The sequence below is a fragment of the Pseudoalteromonas sp. CF6-2 genome, assembly GCF_021729425.1.
GTDB lineage: Bacteria > Pseudomonadota > Gammaproteobacteria > Enterobacterales > Alteromonadaceae > Pseudoalteromonas > Pseudoalteromonas arabiensis.
The window spans coordinates 618,325-638,689 of the sequence record NZ_CP091443.1; the positions used below are offsets into that span (position 1 = coordinate 618,325).

General features: G+C 41.5%; 15 protein-coding genes. 12 read left to right on the plus strand and 3 right to left on the minus strand.

Going from position 1 to position 20,365, the window contains the following annotated elements; translation table 11 throughout:
• Nucleotides 1-103 precede the first annotated feature (103 nt).
• The 8 genes from L3Q70_RS19440 to L3Q70_RS19475 are packed head-to-tail and all read left to right on the plus strand — an operon-like array spanning nt 104 to nt 10,393.
• Complete coding sequence (locus L3Q70_RS19440) at nt 104-2,413, plus strand: TonB-dependent receptor (RefSeq protein WP_237115713.1); 2,310 nt, start codon at nt 104-106, stop codon at nt 2,411-2,413.
• 12 nt (nt 2,414-2,425) lie between these two features.
• The gene (locus tag L3Q70_RS19445) at nt 2,426-4,579 is read left to right on the plus strand and encodes a bifunctional TVP38/TMEM64 family protein/FAD-dependent oxidoreductase (RefSeq protein ID WP_237115395.1); all 2,154 of its coding nucleotides are present in this window, start codon (nt 2,426-2,428) and stop codon (nt 4,577-4,579) included.
• 46 nt (nt 4,580-4,625) lie between these two features.
• A complete protein-coding gene (locus L3Q70_RS19450) occupies nt 4,626-5,405 on the plus strand; it encodes a DUF547 domain-containing protein (protein ID WP_237115714.1) in 780 nt (259 codons plus the stop codon).
• On the plus strand, nt 5,392-6,636 hold the full coding sequence (locus tag L3Q70_RS19455; RefSeq protein WP_237115396.1) for an ABC transporter substrate-binding protein: 1,245 nt from the start codon (nt 5,392-5,394) through the stop codon (nt 6,634-6,636). Before L3Q70_RS19450 ends, L3Q70_RS19455 begins: the two co-directional genes overlap by 14 nt.
• On the plus strand, nt 6,629-8,341 hold the full coding sequence (locus tag L3Q70_RS19460; RefSeq protein WP_237115397.1) for an ABC transporter permease subunit: 1,713 nt from the start codon (nt 6,629-6,631) through the stop codon (nt 8,339-8,341). Before L3Q70_RS19455 ends, L3Q70_RS19460 begins: the two co-directional genes overlap by 8 nt.
• A 1-nt stretch (nt 8,342) precedes the next feature.
• Entirely contained in the window at nt 8,343-8,993 is a 651-nt protein-coding gene (locus tag L3Q70_RS19465; RefSeq protein WP_062567610.1) for an ATP-binding cassette domain-containing protein, read from the plus strand.
• Nucleotides 8,986-9,618, plus strand: a complete 633-nt coding sequence (locus L3Q70_RS19470; protein WP_237115398.1) for a CDP-alcohol phosphatidyltransferase family protein — start codon at nt 8,986-8,988, stop codon at nt 9,616-9,618. The genes L3Q70_RS19465 and L3Q70_RS19470 overlap by 8 nt, the downstream gene beginning before the upstream one ends.
• Nucleotides 9,608-10,393 carry a sterol desaturase family protein gene (locus L3Q70_RS19475; protein ID WP_237115399.1) on the plus strand — a complete coding sequence of 262 codons (786 nt, stop codon included), beginning with the start codon at nt 9,608-9,610 and terminating at the stop codon, nt 10,391-10,393. The genes L3Q70_RS19470 and L3Q70_RS19475 overlap by 11 nt, the downstream gene beginning before the upstream one ends.
• A gap of 62 nt (nt 10,394-10,455) precedes the next feature.
• On the opposite strand, the gene L3Q70_RS19480 is transcribed toward L3Q70_RS19475, so the two are convergent.
• A complete protein-coding gene (locus tag L3Q70_RS19480) occupies nt 10,456-11,976 on the minus strand; it encodes an aldehyde dehydrogenase family protein (protein WP_062567613.1) in 1,521 nt (506 codons plus the stop codon).
• Nucleotides 11,977-12,148: 172 nt separating this feature from the next.
• Here L3Q70_RS19480 and L3Q70_RS19485 point away from each other — a divergent pair, with 172 nt between their 5' ends.
• The gene (locus L3Q70_RS19485) at nt 12,149-13,045 is read left to right on the plus strand and encodes an AraC family transcriptional regulator (RefSeq protein WP_157066171.1); all 897 of its coding nucleotides are present in this window, start codon (nt 12,149-12,151) and stop codon (nt 13,043-13,045) included.
• On the opposite strand, the gene L3Q70_RS19490 is transcribed toward L3Q70_RS19485, so the two are convergent.
• Complete coding sequence (locus L3Q70_RS19490; protein ID WP_062567615.1) at nt 13,042-13,704, minus strand: YoaK family protein; 663 nt, start codon at nt 13,702-13,704, stop codon at nt 13,042-13,044. The two genes, L3Q70_RS19485 and L3Q70_RS19490, sit on opposite strands and share 4 nt — an antisense overlap.
• Nucleotides 13,705-13,833: 129 nt before the next feature.
• Between L3Q70_RS19490 and L3Q70_RS19495 the strand changes: the two genes are divergently transcribed.
• Nucleotides 13,834-14,865, plus strand: coding sequence for a LacI family DNA-binding transcriptional regulator (locus L3Q70_RS19495; RefSeq protein ID WP_237115400.1), 1,032 nt, complete (start codon nt 13,834-13,836; stop codon nt 14,863-14,865).
• Here the strand turns inward: L3Q70_RS19495 and gtfA are convergent.
• Nucleotides 14,862-16,334: a sucrose phosphorylase gene (gene gtfA, locus L3Q70_RS19500; RefSeq protein ID WP_237115401.1), complete on the minus strand. Its 1,473-nt coding sequence runs from the start codon at nt 16,332-16,334 to the stop codon at nt 14,862-14,864. The genes L3Q70_RS19495 and gtfA overlap by 4 nt on opposite strands.
• Nucleotides 16,335-16,472: 138 nt before the next feature.
• Between gtfA and L3Q70_RS19505 the strand changes: the two genes are divergently transcribed.
• A complete protein-coding gene (locus L3Q70_RS19505) occupies nt 16,473-17,693 on the plus strand; it encodes an MFS transporter (protein ID WP_062567618.1) in 1,221 nt (406 codons plus the stop codon).
• A gap of 152 nt (nt 17,694-17,845) precedes the next feature.
• Nucleotides 17,846-20,245 carry a TonB-dependent receptor gene (locus L3Q70_RS19510; protein WP_237115402.1) on the plus strand — a complete coding sequence of 800 codons (2,400 nt, stop codon included), beginning with the start codon at nt 17,846-17,848 and terminating at the stop codon, nt 20,243-20,245.
• Nucleotides 20,246-20,365 lie beyond the last annotated feature (120 nt).

Genomic DNA, 20,365 nt, shown 5'->3' on the forward strand with positions numbered 1-20,365 from the left:
AATAAAAATGCTTTGAAAGTATTTTTTCCGGCTGTTGGTCTCATTCATCGTCAATAAATTATTTAATCGCAGAGAGAACATTTTGAAATACGCATTTTTAGCGCTGAGTATTTGTGCAAGCTTTGTATCACTTGCTACCGAGAATAATGAGATTGAGGTTATTCAAATATCAGGCGAGCAATTAAAAAATACCCAAATTTCACCTAAAGATACGCCTATAAATGGACCTTTTGGCGATGATCTTTTTCTGCAAGATATTGCACGAAGTGTAACGCCAATCACCAGAGAAATGATCGAACAACTCAATATTACCACCCTGCAAGATATTTTATCTATTACACCTAATAGCTATTCAGCGAGCGGATTTGGTAATCCGAGCTTACCAACTTTAAGGGGGCAGTTAGGTGAACTATTTCAAGATGGCGTCCGCCGACAAGCAGGTAATAATGGTTTTGGCATTCCAATATCCTTCAATGCGATTGAGCAAATAGATGTAGTAAAAGGTGCACCACCCGTCTTATTTGGTAGTAGTCAACGAAATGGGGGCTTTGTAAACCTGAGCTCAAAAAAGGCAAATACTGAACAATCTCAAGGCAAACTAGTGCTTTCGGCTGGTCGCTGGGATCACTACTCGGCACAACTCGATTACACAGCGCCGATAGTAGAAGGTAAAAGTGGCTTCAGAGTAAGTGCTGAACATATTGATAATGGTAGTTTTTATGATTTTTCAGGTTATAAGAGCGATAGTTTATTTGCAGCTGTGCGCTTCTTGCCTGACGCACAAAGTAGTTTAGATATAAATTTCGAGCTTTATCAAGTTGAATTTACAGATAACGCAGGTATCAATCGCCCTACTCAAGCGCTTATTGATGATGGACTTTATATTACTGGTCAAGGTATACAACCCAATGGCAGTACTATTGCAGGAGCGGGGGCTATTATTTCACCCACAGGGCAAGTCCGTATACCGCGAAACCGAGTTTTAACAGACCCCGATAATATCAATGAAGCCACGACCTATTTACTTCACAGTATCTATAAACGTGAACTAAATGATAAAACGACGCTTAAAAATACAACTTATTTTCAGCACCTGCAACGTGAGGAAATCGCTCAAAATAGCTTTGTAGAGATCATTGATGGTGCTGACACAGCCCAAAACCGCACTGAGTTAAGCTACCAATGGAATGATAGTCAAAGCTCTATTTTTGCGTTTGATGTTCGCTTTAATAAAGTAAAAGGGTTCAGCCAATTTACCACAGAAGCAGATTTACCCATTGATTTAACAGGCCCGATTGAAAACCGCCGTATCCCGCTCACAACAGAGCAAAAAGCAAGATTAGTTGAATTAAAGCCAGGTGTATTTGTATCTCCAGGAGCCCAATACGATTTAGATAACGATGGTGTTGGAGATTTTTCACTCTCTGATACAACCGATTCGACCAGTTGGCAAACGGGGCTTGCTTTTGTGCATGACAGTCAATGGACTGAAAAATTGCGCACAAGTTTAGGCTATCGCCTTGACTATTATGATGTAGAAGCTCGGGATCCCATTGCACCACAAGGTCAAGTTGCAGCGCGCGATAATATTTATGAAACCCTGCATGCAGGGCAAATTAGTGTTAACTATAAACTCACTGCAGAATTAACCTCCTATATTACAGGGAACTATAACGAAGCGACCTCCAATAGCATGGCTGGCGGCAATGTTTTAGGAAGTGATAACCAAATTAGCGCACAAAATTTTGCAACCGATAACACCCTTGCTGAAATAGGTTTAAAATTTTCACCCACTGACAGCCCTTGGTATGTCGATGCGGCTTTATTTAATCAACGCCGTAGCCTCAGAAATCGTGATGGAAGTAACACGGGTATTCGTACAAAAGGCTTTGAAACGCAGGTGTTTTATGATGCTGGGCAATACTGGTTTAATGCCGGTTACAGCTATATAGATGCCCGCTACGATAATTCAGCAAGTAGCCAAGACTCAAACCAAGTCGCTGATGCATTTGATAATTCTCGTCCTGATATTATTAATGGTACAGGTATTGGGGCACCTAATTTCGCGTCTTTTCCGCCATCAACTAGGCGGGTGCAAGGTATTCCCGAACAATCATTTAGCTTTAACAGTGGTTTTTCTATCACTCCTCAATGGGATATTGGCTTAGGCGGTATATACACCAAAAGCTATCCGCTTGATTTTTTAGCAACCGTGCGTATTCGCGATCAATACACTTTGAATGTGAATACACGATATGCCTTCAGCGAGCAAACGTCTTTACGTTTAGATATCACAAATGTGACTAATCAAGATAACTGGCGTCCTGTTTTTGAAGGCGGTTACTTTGGCTCAACGTTAGTTTTTCCTGAGCTTCCTATTCATGCCAAATTGACCTTTCAACATACCTTTTAAGTAGGGCTACTCATGTTAAAGAAAATAATCTTACTCGTCGGCGTCTTGGTTGCCGTTACTGCATTTTTCTATTTCGATTTACATCAGTTATTAACACTGAATGGCTTAAAAGGTTCGATGGATCAATTTAGTCAGTGGCGTGAACAATCACCACTATTAGTGATAGGCGCTTTTTTTTTACTTTATGTTGTCGTTACTGCACTGTCACTGCCAGGTGCAACAATTTTAACGCTGGCAGCGGGTGCGTTATTCGGCCTCATTGAAGGTCTACTTATCGCTTCATTTGCTTCAACTGTGGGTGCAACAATCGCATTTTTGGTTTCTCGTTATTTACTGCGTGACGCAATAAAATTGCGTTTCCCAGAGCGCCTTACAGCCATAGATGCTGGTGTTAAAAAAGAAGGTAGCTTTTATTTATTTACGCTACGTCTTGTACCTATTTTCCCTTTCTTCCTCATTAACCTTTTAATGGGTGTAACGGCGATTAAAGCCTGGACTTTCTTTTGGGTAAGTCAGCTAGGCATGTTGGCAGGCACGTTTGTCTTTGTAAACGCGGGTACACAACTCGCGCAGATAGAAAGCTTATCTGGAATCTTATCGTTTAACTTAATTTTGTCTTTTACTCTATTAGGTGTTTTTCCTTTTATAGCCAAAGCGTTATTAAATACCATCAAAAAGCGCAGAATCTATAAGAACTTTTCAAAACCAAAACAATTTGATCGCAACATGATTGTCATAGGTGCCGGTGCCGGCGGATTAGTGACCAGTTATATTGCTGCGGCCGTAAAAGCAAAGGTGACATTAATTGAAGCGGGTGAAATGGGTGGCGACTGCTTAAACTACGGATGTGTGCCCAGTAAAGCGATTATAAAAAGTGCCAAAGTTGTTGAACAATTTCAACAAGCTGACAAGTATGGCTTAGAAAAAAGCAGTGCAACCTTTTCATTCAAAAAGGTGATGGCTCGAGTACACCAAGTTATTGCCGATATTGCTCCTCACGACAGTGTTGAAAGATACACTAAACTGGGCGTTGAAGTAATTAAAGGTTATGGCAAATTAATTGATCCATGGACGGTTGAAATTGCTTCAAGCACAGGTGGTACACAAACTCTTAGTGCACGAACAATTGTGATTGCTACGGGTGCTCGTCCGTTTGTTCCACCTTTACCAGGCTTGGAAGAGGCAGGTTATGTCACCAGTGATACGCTTTGGAGTAAATTTGCTCAGTTAGATGAGCCGCCCAAAAAGCTCGTTGTTTTAGGCGGTGGGCCAATTGGTTCAGAGCTTGCGCAGAGCTTCGCTCGACTTGGTTCGCAGGTCACACAAGTAGAAATGGCTGAGCGGATCATGATAAAAGAAGATTTAGAAGTCTCTGAATTTGCTACTCAAGCACTGAAAAGCAGTGGCGTTAATGTATTAACCAACCACCAAGCACTTCGTTGCGAAGTTCGTAACAACAAAAAATACTTGGTTGTTCAGCATCAAGAGAAAGAGTTCGACATTGAGTACGATGAGTTACTATGCGCTGTGGGTCGAAGTGCTCGCTTAACAGGTTACGGCCTTGAAGAGTTAGGCATTGAAACCAACCGCACTATTCAAACCAATGACTATCTCGAGACCCTTTACCCTAATATTTTTGCCGCGGGTGATATTGTTGGTCCATATCAGTTTACCCATGTTGCTGCGCATCAAGGTTGGTATGCCGCGGTTAATGGTTTATTTGGCCACTTTAAAAAGTTCAAGGTCGATTATCGTGTTATCCCTTGGACGACATTTATCGACCCTGAAGTCGCCCGTGTTGGGCTCAATGAACAAGATGCAATTTCACAAAATCTAGACTACGAAGTAACTCGTTTTGAGTTTGCAGAGTTAGACCGTGCCATCACAGAAAGCGCAACGAATGGTTTCATCAAAGTACTTACACCTAAAGGTAAAGATAAAATTCTAGGCGTCACTATTGTTTCTGCGCATGCGGGTGACTTAATTGCTGAATTTGTCCTCGCTATGAAACATGGTCTAGGCCTGAATAAGATACTTGGCACTATTCACAGCTACCCAACGTGGGCTGAAGGAAATAAATATATCGCAGGCGAATGGAAACGTGCCCACGCACCCGAAAAAGTACTCAACTTACTTGAAAAGTATCACACTTGGCGAAGAGGTTAATATGCTGAAATTTATACGCTTTATTGGTTTTTTAATTTTACTTACTATGATTAATAGTGCCACAGCGAAGGACAGCCCTGCACAACAAGACGCATCATTACACTCTCCTTGGCAAGCGCTCCTTATCAAGCATGTCGTTGCAATTAATGACGCAACGAGTACGCAAGTTGATTATGCGGGATTTAAGGCTGATCAATCTCAATTGCGCAGCTACTTAAGTGCGCTTTCCCAAGTAAGCCAAGCAGAATTTAATGCATGGCCAAAGTCCAAACAGCTGGCCTTTTTAATCAATGCTTATAATGCCTGGACCATTGAGCTTATTTTAACTCGGTATCCAAAAATTGATTCCATAAAAGAGCTTGGCAGCTTTTTTAGCTCTCCTTGGAGTAAAGAGTTTATCCCTTTGTTAGGTGAAACACGCAGCTTAGATAACATAGAGCATACTTTAATCAGGGGGAGTGATACGTTTAAAGAACCACGCATACACTTTGCTGTAAATTGTGCCAGCATCGGCTGCCCTGCTCTGCGTAGTGAAGCCTATATCGCTACTCACTTAGATGCACAACTAGAAGAGCAAACAACACGCTTTTTAGCAGACACAACGCGCAACTATATAAAAGAAGATAAACTTCACTTATCGTCTATTTTTAAATGGTACAAAGAAGACTTTGAGCAAGAGTTTAGGGGTGCCCACTCGCTGAGTGAATTTATATTGCTTTACTCAGACGCATTAAATTTAACAAATAATCAGATAGCTAAAATAAAAGCAAACAAGGTGGCTATTAAGTTTTTAGATTACGATTGGGCACTTAATGATACTCAGTGATTTCCCTACATTAATTCGTTTTTTATTGTTTTTGGCAAGCATGGTTTATTCGGTTTTAAGCCATGCTCAAAGCTGGCAAAAAACAGTAAATGAAGGGGTAAATAACCCTGTTTACTTTCATGCTTGGGGTGGTGATGCACAGATTAATAGCTACATTCAGTGGCTTGGTGAGCAGGTTAAACAGCAGTACAACATTGACTTAGTTCACATTAAACTTGCAGACACCAGTGAAGCGGTAAGCCGAGTGCTTGCAGAAAAGTCAGCCGGTAACCACACGCAAGGTAAAGTAGATCTTATATGGATTAATGGTGCTAATTTTGCTGCTATGAGTAAACACGGGTTATTAAAAGCAGATTGGGCAACTAAACTTCCCAATTTCTACTTAACAAATCCGGCAAAAAATCCTGCTGTGACTCACGATTTTGGATTACCTACGCAAGGTATGGAATCACCTTGGGGGCAAGCCTCACTAACGTTCTATTATGATAGTAAAACCGTTATTCATCCCCCTAAAAACCTAAAACAGCTTTTAGACTGGAGTACAAAAAATAAAGGTCGCTTTACGTATTCGAAACCACCGGACTTTATCGGGATGAGTTTTTTAAAATATGCGCTTATTAACTTAACAGCGACAGAGCAACGCAGCTTACTTTATCAACCTGCCACTGAAAAAAGTGCAGCACAGTTATTGCCCGCTTTATGGCAATACTTAGACGAATTACACCCAACCTTATGGCGAAAAGGTACTTTTTTTGTACAAAACAGCGCAGCATTAAAGCGTTTGGTAAGCGATATGGAGCTTAGCTTATCACTCACATTTTCAGCCGCAGAAATACCAGCCGCTGTTGAACGATATGATTTACCCCTCGCGACTAGAAGTTACGCAATGCATGACGGCAGCTTAAGTAACATACACTTTGTTGCTATTGCGTATAACGCAAGCCACAGCGAAAGCGCAAAATTAGTCGCCAATTTTATGTTAAGTGTGAAAGCACAAGCCCAAAAACAACAACCCGCTAACTGGGGAGACAACACGGTGCTTGATTTGTCTTTGCTCTCGCAAGATCAAGTAGCACTTTTCAATCAACAAGCCCTCCACACAAGTAGCTTAGCTACAAACAATCAAAGTCCAGCATTAGCTGAGCCACATCCAAGTTGGAGCACATTAATAAACCAACAATGGCAATTACGCTATGGCTCTTATAAACGCGGTACAGTAAGTAATGATTAAAACTCATGACACATTCACGCGCTTAATTAAGCTTAGCCCAACACTCTTGGTCGCCTTATTAGTTATACCTGTTATAGGGGGATTAATCGGTGTGTTATTACCTGCTTTTGGTTACCTTCCAGCTTTGGGCATGAAAGAATTCTCTTTGCAGGGTTTTAATGCCTTGATACAAACTGATGGTTTTAGTCATATGGTATTTCTCAGTGCCAGCAGCGCACTGATTAGTACATTATTGGCACTTACAATGACCATATTGATTCTCGCTTGCTTTTTTAACAGCCCATGGTTGAAGCGCATTCAACGCTTATTAGGCCCTATTTTAGTTATACCTCATGCCGCAGCGGCTATTGCGATTAGCTTTTTAATCACCCCTTCGGGTTTTATTTCACGGCTATTTTCTCCTTGGTTAACTGGTTGGGAATTACCGCCAGACTGGCTACTCCCTCATGATATATTGGGGGTAAGCATGATTTTGGGGCTTACGCTAAAAGAGCTCCCCTTTTTATTGTTGATGGCCTTAGCTGCATTTGCTCAAGCTGATTTAGGTGCAAAGTTGCGCGCTCAACATAAAGTTGCCATGAGCTTTGGCTACTGCCCTATGACTGCATTTTTTAAAGTAGTACTGCCTAATTTATACACTTATATTCGCCTTCCTGTTTTGGCTGTGTTGGCCTATGCCAGTGCCAGTGTTGAGATCCCATTAATTTTAGGTCCTAATGCACCGCCAACTCTCTCTGTTGCTATCATTAACTGGTTTAACGACATTGATTTAACGCTACGTATTAAAGCCTCGGCTGGCGCAATTGCGCAACTTATGCTCACCGCCACTTTACTAATAACTTGGTGGCTGTTAGAAATAATAGTGAAGCGCGTGTTTTATTTTTATGTGACTAACAGAAAGCGTGACTATGCAGGTAATGCGATTATGCACCTAACTCGCATCGTGACGGTTATGTTAGTCGCGAGTATTTTATTATCTTTACTTGGCTTAGTGCTTTGGTCATTTGCTGGGTTTTGGCGCTTCCCTGCATTTTTGCCTGATCAACTTGTATTAATCCACTGGCAAAATGCGCTAACAAATATACAGCCTGCACTGTTAAATTCGTTATACATTGGCTTTGCTGCCAGTGCGATTGCGATCATTCTTGTACTCGTAACATTAGAAGCTGAGCAACAACGTGCCTACGCACTATCTCACCTCAGCAGCTTTATAATTTATCTCCCTTTACTTGTTCCTAGCGTTGCATTTTTATTTGGTTTAGTTTGGTTGCAGGAGCAAATAAGCAGTCATCATGCCTATATAAACGTTATCTTTAGCCATCTACTATTTGTACTTCCTTATGTTTTTTTGTCACTGGCAAGTAGCTACAGATGCTTTGACTCCCGCTTTTCAATTTTGGCAGCAAGTCTGGGAAAACCTCCGGCTAAGGTATTCTGGCAAGTAAAATTACCCATGCTAGTTACCCCAATATGCATCGCCTTTGCATTGGGCTTAGCAATTAGTTTTAGTCAGTATTTACCAACGCTACTCAATGGCGCTGGGCAAATAAATACAATTACTACAGAAGCTGTGGTGCTTGCCAGTGGCGCAAGTCGGCGTACCAGCTCAGTGTACGCACTCATACAAATGTTACTACCAGCTCTAGCATTTGTTCTTGCTTGGCTTACTCCTAAGCTGGTCTATAAATATCAAAACAAGGCTTAATATGTATTCCTCATTAGATATTAAAGAACTCACAATTTGGCGTAATAAAACAGCACTGCTGTCACTTAATGAATCTATTCAAGGTGGTGAGATCCTAAGCATTATGGGGCCATCAGGGAGTGGAAAGTCCACCTTGCTTAATTGGCTAACAGGTATGCTACCACCAACGTTTACTGCCCACGGTAATCTCTACTTAAACCAACAAAATATTACCCATACTCCCTGTCATTTGCGTCACATTGGCTTACTCTATCAAGACCCATTACTCTTTCCTCATTTGTCTGTTGAGGGCAATATTGCATTTGCTATGCCTAAGTTAAGCAAAAAGAAAGACCTTGAAAACGTGAGTCTTGCCTTAGAAAAAGTTGGCTTAGGCGGGTTAGAAAAACGCTCTCCAGCAAGCTTATCTGGCGGACAACAAGCTCGTGTGGCACTCCTGCGTGTTTTATTAAGTAAACCAAAAGCCATCCTTCTTGATGAACCCTTCAGTAAACTAGATAGTGAGCTTCGCCAAGAAGTTCGTGACATTGTTTTTAAACAAATCAGAGCACATCAATTACCCGCTATCATGGTCACGCATGATCACAGTGATGCCATAGCTGCCAGAGGAAATATTATTAACTTAGCAACTTTGGAAAAACGCTATGCTTGATAGATACATTACACCCGTCATAAAACCGCTACTAATGCCGATTGTTACGCAATTGGATAAACGAGGCGTAACGGCTGATCAACTCACTTTAACTGGATTCATTCTAGGCCTACTTGCCGTTCCTTTTATTGCCTTTAAATTATGGAATTTGGCACTCGCTGCTATCATTTTAAACCGTATATTTGATGGTTTGGATGGCGCACTGGCCCGATATAGCAATACCAGCTCAAGTTCTGGTGGTTTTTTAGATATTACTCTCGACTTTTTATTTTACGCCGCGATCCCTTTCGGTTTTATCTTGGCTGACCCACAACAAAATGCGATTGCTGGCGCAATTTTACTAGTGAGTTTTATTGGCACAGGATCAAGCTTTCTTGCCTTTGCAGTTGCTGCTGAGAAGTTTCAGCTAGAGAAGCCTCAATTCAAAAATAAAAGCTTTTACTATCTAAATGGGTTAACCGAAGGGAGTGAAACCATCGCTTTGTTTATAGCATTGTGTTTATGGCCTAGCAGCTTTCCTTTGTTAGCGAGCCTATTTGCTGTTGCATGCACCATCACTATCATCACGCGCATCTATGGTGGTTACTTCACCCTAAAGCAACAAGAGCTAAACAATGACGAATGAACTATATTGGCGAGTCGGCTGCTTTCTCAGCATATTAATCATCATGATGTTACTTGAATGGAAAAAACCTGCAAGATTATCGCCTATTACAGCAAGGTATCGCTGGTTTGGTAATTTTTCATTGGTCATTGTATCTTCTATCATTGCACGTTTAGTGGTGCCGGTGAGTCTTACTACCCTCGCTGATTTTAATCACCAGCAAGCGCTAGGGTTATTTAACTATTTAGAGCTGTCACTGTGGGTAAGCATTCCACTAAGTTTATTAATACTAGATATGCTGATTTACTGGCAGCATCGTTTATTTCATCAAGTCCCATTACTTTGGCGGCTCCATAAAGTGCATCATGCTGATTGCCACGTTGATGCCAGTACGGGATTACGCTTTCATCCAATAGAAATTGCCCTAAGTATTCTTTTTAAACTCATCGCTATAACAGTGCTTGGTGTTCCAGCGGTTGCCGTACTTATCTTTGAAGTTGCGCTCAATGGTTTTGCGCTATTCAATCATGCAAATATCTGTTTATCTGAAAAGCTAGAAAAAGCCCTGCGCCTATTTATTATTACCCAGAAACTGCATCGCATTCACCATAGTACACACATCCATGAAACCAACAGTAATTACGGATTTAGCCTAGTTTGGTGGGATAAGTTATTTTTAAGTTATCGAAACGTGGCAATAAAAGGCGATGATTTACAAGACATTGGCCTGAGCCAATATAAAGCCACTAAGCAGAATACATCTTTAGCCACACTCCTAAGCATGCCGTTCAAATAACTCATTAAAAACGCCACTACTGAGTGGCGTTTGGTTAGCTTCGACAACAATAAGCAAGGGATTTAAAAGAAGCCTAACGGGTTTTCGCTGTAACTAACTAATAGATTTTTCGTTTGTTGGTAATGATCAAGGGCAAGTTTATGTGTTTCGCGACCAATACCTGACTTTTTATAACCACCGAATGCAGCATGAGCTGGATACATGTGGTAGCAGTTTGTCCAAACACGACCGGCTTCAATCTTACGACCAAAATGATAAGCACGGTTCATGTTCCGGCTCCATACACCGGCGCCTAAACCAAACTCTGAGCTATTAGCCAGCGCTAAGGCTTCATCTTCATCTTTAAACGTCGACATTGAAATGACAGGACCAAAAATTTCTTCTTGGAATACACGCATATCGTTAGTGCCTTTTAATAGCGTTGGTTGAATGTAATAGCCACCATTAAACTCATCCGACAGTTGTTCTACTTCACCACCAGCTAGCACTTCGGCCCCTTCTTTTTTACCGATTTCAATGTAACTTAAAATTTTATCAAATTGAGCTTGCGATGCTTGTGCGCCCACCATGGTTTCGGTATCAAGTGGGTTACCACGCTTAATTTGTAAAGTACGGGCAAGTACGCGCTCTATAAACTGCTCATAAATATCCTCTTGAATAAATAAACGCGATGGACACGTACACACTTCACCTTGGTTAAAGTACGCAAGTACCGCTCCTTCAACCGCTTTACTTAAGAACTCATCATCTTTTTCCATCACATCGTTAAAGAAAATATTTGGCGATTTACCACCTAATTCTACAGTTGATGGAATAATATTATCAGCAGCACACTTTAAGATATGCGACCCCACAGGCGTTGAACCTGTAAAGGCAATTTTTGCAATACGTGGACTTGTTGCAAGTGCTTCACCTGCCTCTTTACCATACCCGTTTACTATATTTAGTACACCCGCAGGTAATAAATCGCCGATCACTTCGAGCAACACTAAAATTGACGCGGGCGTTTGCTCAGCTGGTTTTAAAACCACACAATTCCCCGCTGCAAGGGCTGGAGCAAGCTTCCACGCAGCCATTAACAATGGAAAGTTCCAAGGAATAATTTGCCCCACTACACCCAGTGGTTCGTGAAAATGATACGCCACTGTGGTTTCATCTATTTCACCAATTGATCCCTCTTGTGCACGGATACAGCCTGCAAAATAACGAAAGTGATCAGCCGCTAATGGCACATCTGCGGCGAGTGTTTCACGTATTGCTTTACCGTTGTCCCAGGTTTCTGCCACTGCAAGCATCTCTAAATTTTGTTCAATTCGGTCGGCTATTTTTAATAAGATATTGCTACGTTCTGTGACGGATGTTGTTCCCCATGCGACTTTTGCATCATGGGCTTTATCAAGCGCCAAATCGATATCTTCTTTTGATGAACGAGGTATTTTACAAAATACCTTGCCGTTCACTGGGCTAATATTTTCAAAGTATTGACCCTTTACTGGAGCGACCCATTGGCCACCAATATAATTTTCGTACTGGGCTTTAAAATTGACTTTAGCGCCTTCGCTACCGGGATTTGTATAAATCATAATGTGTTCTCTCTTCAAATTGTTGTATTTTATTTAAGCGGCGAGTTATTGTTTGTATAACCGCTAACTATTTACGTTAGCCCAGTTACACAAAAGGCACTTGATTCTCAGTCCAGACTTTTTGACTATCTGTCCATAAATAAGGAATAGTGAGGCAACAATGAATACATCAATCACCCATAGTCACTTAGACAAAAAACGCCAACGTATTGATGTACTTATTGAAAATAAAATAAGCTTTGCTGGTAAGCATGCTGAATTAAGTATTTACGATACCTATTTAGATGCGCAGAAAGTGGCACTGCATTCCACTGAGTTATTATTCTGTGGCATGATCAGTGGTAAAAAAATCATGCATGTTGCCGACAGTGATTATCACAAAGAATTTCTACCTAACCAGTCGTTTGTACTTGCCCCAGAGCAAGGGGTATTAATTGATTTCCCCAATGCTTCACTCAATCAACCAACAACCTGTTTAGCAATTGAAATTAGTACAGATAAAATAAGCCAAGTCGTTGATAATCTAAATTTTAATCAGCAAATTACACAGGATGATTTTTTTCAGTATCAAGCTAAACTGGTGCATGCACAGCATAACCAACAAACCCAACAACTGCTTGAGCGAATGATCACCCTGTTTAGTGAAAATGAGCAGCACAGAGATTACTTAATTGATTTATCGCTTAATGAGCTAATAACCCGCCTTCTACAGCAACAAAGCCGAGATTTAATGATAGCAAGCTGCAAACAGGGTAAGCTTGCAACCCCTCTGAGCCATGTAATTAGCTACTTAGAACAGCACCTTGCTGAGAATATCGATATCGACGTGTTATGTAAGATTGCCTGCATGAGTCGCAGTAAGTTTTATCAGCAATTTAAATTGGCATTTGGTGTAACGCCAGCACTTTGGCAACAACAACTGCGCTTAAAAAAAGCCTATAAACTGCTGGAAAAAGGTGAGGCGATAAGCCAAGTATGTTATCAACTAGGCTTTAATAACCCCAGCCATTTTAGTCGTATTTTTAAACAAGCTTTTGGCGCAACACCAAAGAGTATCGCTAATCATTAAGTTGCGCTTCGATGGCTATAAACGCGATAGGTCAAGGCGAGTAAAATACAAATAGCACTTGGTACATAAAGTGCCGCAAAGCTCAATTTTGCAAATAACCATGCCCCTGCTAAGCCACCCAAAATAAAGCCTAATATAATAAGGCCGAAAAGTTTAGCCTTACGTTTATCAAGGGTTTCACCACGTAAAACCCGACCAAACATGATACCTAAATCAGTAAAGATACCTGTCACATGGGTGGTACGAACAATTGCGCCACTGTAAGTTGTTGCCAAGGCGTTTTGTAACCCACATGCCGCAGAGGCTAAAAAGTGCCCGTAGCCAGAGCCATTAAACAGTAACCAAAGTGCCCCCAATAAAAGCCCTGCCTCAATCAATAATGCCGTGTCGTAATGACGACCTAGTTTAAGTGCTGAGCTATGCAGTAAAAACCCAGCAATACCTGATCCGACTAAAAATGACAGTAATACGCCGAATAAATGAAAAGCATCAAGGCTGTTGCCTTGCATAAGATCTGCACCAAGCAAGGTGGCAGTCCCCGATAAATGCGATACAGCTTGATGCTCAAAACTAAGTAAACCAACTGCATTTACGCAACCTGCCACCAATGCCAAAATAAATGCGCCAATCTCAACCCATTTTGGTAACTTAGAAATCACTCGCTATTCGCCTTTTTCTCACACTCGAACTCATTCTCTTATGGTACGCCTAATTTAATGACTAAAAACACTTTTTTTCGACTCTTTATATGGTAATTTACCATTAAGTGAATCGATTAAGAACCGACAATGACAAAGCCAAAAAGTTGGACGCTGAAAAGTATTGCCAAAGAGTTAGGCGTTTCAAATGCCACCGTATCAAATGCGTTTAACCGCCCTGATCAATTATCGAAAGCACGCCGCGAAGAGATTTTGGCGGCCTGTAAAAAGCTCGGCTATTTTGGTCCTAACAAGGCGGCGCAATCATTACGCCGAGGCACCTTTAATATTGTTGCTTTAGTATTGCCAGACAGTGTTGAATATATGGTGTCAGATCCGGTTGCAAGCAGCTTTATGCGCGGTGTATCGGCGGTACTCGAAAAAAATGGCATTAATCTTTTATTATTTTCAGGTAACAACGATAACCTCAATAGCGTGGTTGATTTTGTTGATGGCTTTATTTGCTATGGTCGACCACGTAATAAGCAACTTGTTGAACAATTAAAACAGGTTGCTAAACATGTGGTGACGGTTGATTTTAATATCGGTCGCGATGCCTCAGTAAACGTAAACAACCAACAAGCCAGTTTCGATATTGCCAAGCATGCACTACAAAAAAATGATGATCGGGTGGCTATTTTAGGCCTGCGTTTACTCGATAACGACGTATTATGCCGTGTATACGAGCATCATGAATTTGAAGCGGGTCAGTCTATTGCTCACCAGAGGCTGCGTGGTTATCTCCAAGCGATTAACGATGCAGGCATCACCCTTGGCGATGATAGAACATGGAACATTCCAGAAAGTAGCGAGCGCTTTGCCAGTATTGCCGCCAAAGAAGCGCTAAGCAGCACACCAAGACCAAACGTGTTGTTGTGCATGAGTGATTTAATCGCCCTTGCCGCGATGCGCGAAGCATTAAAAATGGGCTTATCAATTCCTGAAGACATCAGAATTGTTGGCTTTGACGGTATAGATGAAGGACAACGATTTGTGCCAAAGCTCACGACAGTCCACCAAAACAGTGAAGAAAAAGGCCGCATTGCAGCGACCTTGTTTTTATCGAAAGAGCAGCAAACAGCCGAAATCGACTATCAACTGCAATTGGGTCAGAGCAGTTAAACTAAATAGTCAGCCAAATCGTTGATGCTTTGCTCGCCCTCTCGGTGATCGACAATGAGCACTTCACGGCTAGCAAAGTCAACTTTTAACTCGATGGAGCTGGTATCATCATGCCAGCTTAAACGACACACACTGCCTTCACCTTTCGCAATGAACTCACCGTTAAACGCTGGGTGCTCATTACGTAATTGAATCAACTTTATCAAACCTTTCACCACAGGTTTAGTAAGTGCAGCATCAATGTCTTGTGCATTTAAGTAAGGACGATTGATATCACGACCTACATTGGTGCGAGCCAGTAATTCCATATCGTTCTCACATGCAAACAGACCGCCATAATAAACTTGTGGGATACCTGGCGCGAAAAACTGAATCGCACGCGCTAATAGGTAATCAAAGTCATCTGCGCCCAAGGCATTGTAATATGTACAGTTTACTTGGTATAAATCAACATTACTTGCTGCTGCGCCGGTTGCTAGGCGGCTTTGCCCTTCACTCTTTTCATGAATAGTTTCGACCAAATTATCAATTTGCGCTGCATTTAATAAACCCGGTTTATCACCCATCGGGCCTGCGTCAATGATGCCAATACCATCATGAGTATCAAGTACCGTTAAACAGTTACGCGGCGAAATTGTTAGCCAGTTCAATAAAGCTTGCGCATCATTACTGAACAAACTATGCAAAATAAGTGGCGGTAAGGCAAAGTCATATACCATATTTACACGCTTTGCGACTTCAACCTGAGTTTGAAAATGGCTATGAATCTCCGCAATGGTTTCCATACCCGCTTCATTCGCTTGCGCGGAAAGCGTGTTCAAGTATTCAAAGGTTTCATCCAGCATAAAGCAGTTCGTGCCTGCTTCTTTAATCGCATAGCCCGCCGCATCTAAACGAATAATGTTGACATTATTATCAGCAAATTTTCCAAGCACCGTATTTAGATACTCGATACCCGCCGTTGATTTCACATTAATATCAATTTGGTTATCGGTAAATGTGGTCCAAAAATCATAGGTTTGGCCATCACCACACGCAATAGGTGTAAAACAACTACCTGGACGCGGACGATAAATTGCTTGTTGCTCAGCCTCAGACATGCCATTTGGGAATACATCGTCTTTGGTTAAAAATAAATCCCAAAATTCAGATTGCTTACCTTTTGCGAGTACATCTTTAAATTGGAAAGACTGTGCTGAAACATGGTTAACAATCAAGTCAGCCATTAAGTCATAGTTGGCACCAAGCACGTTAATATCGTTCCAGCCACCAAGGCGCGAGTCTACTTCACTATGATCAATAGGATCAAAGCCAGCATCACTGCCATCAATCGGATTATAAAATGGCAACAAATGTACACCTGCAAACACATTGTTAAGTGGGCCATTTAATAAATTACTTAATTCATCAATACCTTGACCAGTAATACGGTCTGCATAGGTGATTAATTGCACTTTATTGTTGATCATAATTGTTAATACCAAGTTGAAACTTAATCGATTAAGATATATCTTTAACCACGACAGCAAATTATTCAAGCAGTTTTTATCGTTTTTATACACTAATATACATAGTAAAGGTGCAGACCTTTCGGTGGGGATACAACAATGAATAGAACACACGATCCTTTGCAAACCATTAGATGGCTGACATACATGATGTTTTTTATGTTTGCTATGACCTCTGATGCGGTTGGTATGATCATTCCTGAGCTTATCAATGAATTTAACTTAAGCATGACCCAAGCTAGCGCTTTTCATTATGCACCTATGGCACTCATTGCGTTTAGCGGCCTATTTTTAGGCTTTTTGGCCGATAGTCTTGGCCGCAAACAAACCATAATGCTAGGACTAGGCTTATTTACGATTAGTTGTTTTCTGTTTGCCATTAGCAGCAGCTTTAGCATATTTGTGGTACTACTTAGCTGTATTGGTCTTGCTATCGGTTTGTTTAAAACAGGCGCCTTGGCGTTACTAGGTGATATTTCTAAAAACAATTTAGAACATACAAAAACCATGAACTTGGTAGAAGGTTTCTTTGGTATTGGTGCCATTGTTGGCCCTGCACTGGTAAGCTTTTTAATCACCCAGCAGGTAAGCTGGACTTACCTCTACGTTATCGCCGGCGTTTTGTGCTTAATTTTGACCCTAATCGCTTGGCGTGCAGATTACCCGACACCTAAAAAACTTGAAGAACACGCTAAACCTGCGTCATTTGCAACCACAATGAGCATGATGAAAAACCCTTACGCACTTGGCTTTTCATTAGCGATTGCCCTTTATGTTGCAACTGAAGTAGCAATTTACGTATGGATGCCGACTTTACTTGGCGATTACAACGGCCCGTGGCAATTACTAGCGACGTATGCACTGACCTTATTTTTTATTTTACGCGCGGCAGGGCGTTTCTTAGCGGTATGGCTTCTAAATCATTTAAGCTGGCAAGCGGCAATGCTGTATTTAAGCTTGGGAATTGCGCTATGTTATTTAGGGTTAATTTTTGGTGGTGTTGACTGGGCAGTATTCTTATTACCTCTATCTGGGCTATTCATGTCGATGATCTATCCAACTTTAAATTCAAAAGGTATTTCTTGCTTTGCAGTGCAGCAGCACGGTGCAGTAGCTGGGGTTATTTTGTTTTTTACCGCCCTCTCGGCCGCAGCAGGCCCCTTATTAATGGGTGTGATCAGTGATTACTTTGGCCATATTCGTTACGGTTTTTACCTCGCAACTGGCTTCGCATGTTTACTGTTTTTAGCCATGCTCTATAACTACTTACGTAACCCTGCTGAGCAAGCGTTAGCGCAGCACAGTGCGCTAAGCCACTAAATAAAAATCGTTAGAAATCAATTATCGGACATAAATCGTACAAGTTTTTTACTAAAAAAACTTGCACTATGTAAAATCATTGTTATCTTTACTTAATCGATTAAGATACAAATTTAGACAACAAACCATCTGGGATTGAAACGAGGCACATTATGACAACACACAAACATGCCCTTTACACTTTAAGCGCGCTTGCACTAGCAGTAAGTCAAAATTTACACGCCGAAGAGCAAGCACAACCGGAGGCCAAAAAAAGCGGCCTTGAAACGATTGTTGTAACAGGTGTACCGCGTCGTACAACTATTATGGCATCAAGTTCGTCGGTTAGTAGTGTTACGTTAGCTGAAATTGAAGTATCAACACCACGCTCTACCGCAGAAGCATTCAGAACTATTCCAGGTGTTCGTTCAGAATCAACAGGTGGTGAAGGTAACGCCAATATCGCAGTACGCGGTTTACCGGTCGCATCCGGTGGTGCTAAATTCCTGCAACTACAAGAAGACGGCCTACCAGTGATGCAGTTTGGCGATATTGCCTTTGGTAACGCTGATATCTTTATGCGGTTAGACTCAACTGTACAAAGTGTTGAATCAATCCGTGGTGGCTCAGCATCGACAGCAGCAAGCGATGCCCCTGGCGGTATCATCAACTTTATTTCGAAAACCGGTGAGAACGAATCAGGCAGTGTCTCAACCACTGTTGGTCTTGACTATGACTCGATTCGTACTGACTTTGAGTATGGTACTTATTTGAGTGACAGCGTGCGTTATCACATTGGTGGCTTTGTACGCCAAGGTGAAGGCCCGCGTGAAACCGGTTATACATCTAATAAAGGCGGTCAAATTAAGGCAAACCTGACGAAAGAATTTGATACAGGTTATGTACGTGTTTACTTTAAACACCTCGATGATAAAAGTGTAGGTTATCTACCTATGCCTATGTATTCAAATGGTGACTCAATCCCAGGTTTTGATGCGCAATCAGATACGCCGCATTCAGCACTTTTCACACAAACTCTGCGTTTAAATGGTGATAATCAAATCAGCACGGGTGATATGACAGACGGTATGAACCCAGTTGTTACCTCAGTAGGTTTTGAAGCGGCCTTTGATTTAGACAACGACTGGCGCATCGAAAACCGCTTTAGAACATCATCAGTGAGCGGTAACTTTATTTCTCTTATTCCAGCTGAAGTTGCATCTGCAAGCTCTATTGCATCTAGTATTGCTGGAGATGGTGCATCACTTGTTTATGCAAATGGCGGCTCAGCAGGTCAAACTTATGGCAATGACGATTTAGCAATGCGCATTCACACATTCGATGTAACACTAAACGACATGGGTTCAATTGTTAATGACCTTAAGTTAACTAAGTCGTTTTCTGATGATACCAGTGTTACGTTTGGTTACTTTGCATCTAGCCAATCAATCGATATGTCGTGGCTTTGGAACTCGTATGTGATGGAGCTAAAAGGCGACAACGCAGCATTACTTGATGTTTTTGCAGCTAATGGTGATAGTTATTCTGATAATGGCTTGTATGCTTATGGTACTCCATACTGGGGTAATTGCTGTCAACGTAACTACGATACAGAGTACGAAACACGTGCACCTTACATTAACTTAGCCACTAAGTTTGGCGATTTAAGCATTGATGCAAGTGCTCGCTATGATTCAGGTGAAGCCCGTGGTACCTACGCAGGTGCCGTAACATCGACTATTGATATGAACGGCGACGGTACAATCTCAATTCCTGAGCAAAGTGTTGTTGGTATTGATAACGCAAATCCAAGCATTGTTAACTATGACTGGCACTACAGCTCGTACTCAATTGGTGCGAACTACCAAATTGACCCAAGTTTTGCGACATTCGCCCGCTTGAGTAAAGGTGGCCGTGCAAATGCAGACCGCTTACTATTCGGTAAAGTAGAAGCTGACGGTTCGGTTGCCAAAGCGGATGCAATTGATGAAGTAAATCAATACGAAATCGGTGTGAAAAAACGTTTTGATTCGCTATCAGTATTTGCTACAGCATTCTACGCAGAAACGGAAGAACAAAACTTCGAAGCCACATCGCAAAAGTTCTTTGACCGCGAGTATGAAGCAAAAGGTATCGAGGTTGAATCAACTTACTATGTAGGCGACTGGGATTTCCGTGGTAACTTTACTTGGACAGATGCTGAGATCGCCAAAGATGTGTTATCGCCAGAATTAGTCGGTAATACACCACGTCGTCAAGCTGACCTTATTTACTCTCTAATGGCCACTTACAACTTTGATAAAGGTGCAGCAGGCCTAAGCTTGATTGGTACAACAGATGCCTACGCACAAGATAATAACGACCTTAAGTTCGATGGCTATACACAAGTGAATGGCTTTATAAGTTACAACCTGTCTGAGAACTTAAGCCTATCGCTTAACGTGAACAACCTGTTTGACACTGTAGGTATCACAGAAGCGGAAGAAGGCTCGGTACCCAATAACGACATTATCCGTGCCCGTACTATTAACGGCCGTACAACGTCGCTTACTTTAAAATATTCTTTCTTTTAACTCTCCTCCCTCGTTTTAGCCCAGTATTTACTGGGCTTTTTCGCTTTAATAACCAGCTTTTTCACTTCTCTTAATCAAATACTCTTAATTACTCTCTTTCTAACAAAAACATTGATAATA